Source organism: Nostoc sp. (assembly GCF_054880495.1).
Window position 1 is genome coordinate 1 of the sequence record NZ_JBTYKD010000347.1, and the last position, 2,017, is coordinate 2,017.

Here is a 2,017-nt window from a genome sequence, read left to right on the forward strand (position 1 = left end):
AAGGGCGGGCAGGATGCCCACCCCACAAGATTTCTCATATTAAGATGTGTACTTAATTTACCTGCAAAGTGCTGTAGCTGCGACTCCTAGTCGTTGGGGCTGATATATGCGGTTTTGAGATGATTACAAACTTGGCGTTTTCCCAGTTTCTGCTTGCGTTGCGATCGGCTTGACATCGGTGTAACCCATTTCACCAGCTATTGTCCGAAACACCGAGATTTGCTCCTCAAAATCTAGTCCTTCAGTTTGAGAAAGCAAATCATTAATTGCCTTACTTGCCTGGTAGGTAGCTGGTAAGTCAACCACCGTATCCCCCATAGCTACTGCCCAAGCATACCAAACTAACAACTGGTTGTTTTCTTTGATCGCTCCATAGGCACGAGAATATTCTGTATCTTTGCGGTTAACTATATCCCGCATAATATTTAGTTGCTGCTCATCTGATAATTCCAAATAATCTCCTAGCAGAATTGGTGCTAATTCTGGTTCAGCCGCAGCCGGAGCAGCTGGAGTCACAGAGTCACCCATTTTTTTATAAACCAAATAGAACCAGGCTAGTTTGGCATCGGTGTCTAAAGCATTAAATGCGTCCACCAATTGTTGAGTTTCATTGCTCTGGGCTTGAGAAATGGTTTTATCGTAACTTGCAGTCATAATTTTGTTTCCAAGGAAATTTAATACGCCAAACTAAGTCCTACCAGAGTTTGAGAATCACATTCTACTACCGATAGAAAGAGTTAAATTAATTAGAAATTCCAGCTTTAATCTATCTTTTAATAGAGGTAAAAGTCTCTCCCCAGGTAGCAAGAAAGTAGCACCTTAATTTGCTATAATTGCCCCAGCAATAAAAAATTTACCTAAGGTTTTAATTATGCCTGATGAAGTAAAGCCCAATTTAAATGAAGCTACCACCCATGAAGCCCAATTAGCTGCCGAAAGCATAGCTAGTGGTGAAGAAAAAGCGCCAAAGGTAGATTTTGATGCTGATTATGCAGCTGCACAGCAATTCAGCGTCAGTGAAGTTGATCGGACAGGTAAAGGTGCAGCAGTAGCCGAAGCAGCCACTGCACCTCAATATAAAACCTCTAAACCAGAAGAAACAAAAACCCAATCGCAGTCAACTGGTAATCCTGATGAGTATCTAGAGTTAGCAAAGGAAGTTGGGAATTCTTCAACTCAGGGTGTAACTAATGTCAGTGATGATTTAATAAAACAAGCTTTAGAAAAGGGTGAACGGAAAAATTAGTTTTCCTGATATCTGGCTATTTTGTAGGCTAGGCAATGTCACAAATATTAAAGTTGAAGTTATCGGTATTGGTAGACATTGCCCATCCTATTGTTTGGGCGAATTGTTAATAGTTAAAATATTAACTATTAATTAACTACGATTCATCACTTCTAGTAATTCGCTAGGTTGCTGAATCAAATAATCTGGATTTTGCTTGGCTAGTGCTTCCGGTGAGTTAAAGCCCCAAGTCACTGCAATCACTTGGATATTTGCTTTCTTTGATGCTTCTATATCTCTGGTTTCATCTCCGACATAAATAACTTCTTGAGGTTGGAGTTGATTTTGCCTCAATACATTATTGATGATCGTTGTTTTGCCAAAAATTGTAATTCCTGAGTAGATAAAATCAAATAGATGATTTAAATCATTGATTGTGAGGAATTGCGTCACATTTTCTTTAGAATTAGAAGTGATAATGCCTAGCTTATATTCTTTAGCTTGGAGTTCAATTAATGCTTCTTTAATTCCCGGAATTGGCTTTAATTCTGGAATTTTGTTTTTTAACTCTCCTTTAACTTTTTTGACTAGAAAAGGGATCTTAAATAGAGAAACTCCTGAGTATTTAATAATTTCCCTAGATGTAAGGTTTTTAAGTAGGGTTAATTGCTCTGGGCTGATGTGCCTATAACCAAAATCTACAGCTAGACGATTAGCAATACTTACAAGGGCATCTACTGTATCAGCAATTGTGCCATCAAAATCAAAAATAATTACTTTCGGGGTCATTCT

The 2,017-nt window shown here is 38.3% G+C and carries 3 protein-coding genes; 1 reads left to right on the forward strand and 2 read right to left on the reverse strand.

Features of this window, described 5'->3' with window-relative positions; translation table 11 throughout:
- Window positions 1–123 precede the first annotated feature (123 nt).
- Window positions 124–654, reverse strand: coding sequence for an orange carotenoid protein N-terminal domain-containing protein (locus ACYTXL_RS29750; protein ID WP_461927781.1), 531 nt, complete (start codon window positions 652–654; stop codon window positions 124–126).
- A 217-nt stretch (window positions 655–871) separates the two neighbouring features.
- Here ACYTXL_RS29750 and ACYTXL_RS29755 point away from each other — a divergent pair, with 217 nt between their 5' ends.
- Window positions 872–1,246, forward strand: coding sequence for a hypothetical protein (locus ACYTXL_RS29755; protein WP_461927782.1), 375 nt, complete (start codon window positions 872–874; stop codon window positions 1,244–1,246).
- Window positions 1,247–1,378: 132 nt separating this feature from the next.
- On the opposite strand, the gene ACYTXL_RS29760 is transcribed toward ACYTXL_RS29755, so the two are convergent.
- Window positions 1,379–2,014 carry an HAD-IA family hydrolase gene (locus ACYTXL_RS29760; protein WP_461927783.1) on the reverse strand — a complete coding sequence of 212 codons (636 nt, stop codon included), beginning with the start codon at window positions 2,012–2,014 and terminating at the stop codon, window positions 1,379–1,381.
- Window positions 2,015–2,017: the final 3 nt, after the last annotated feature.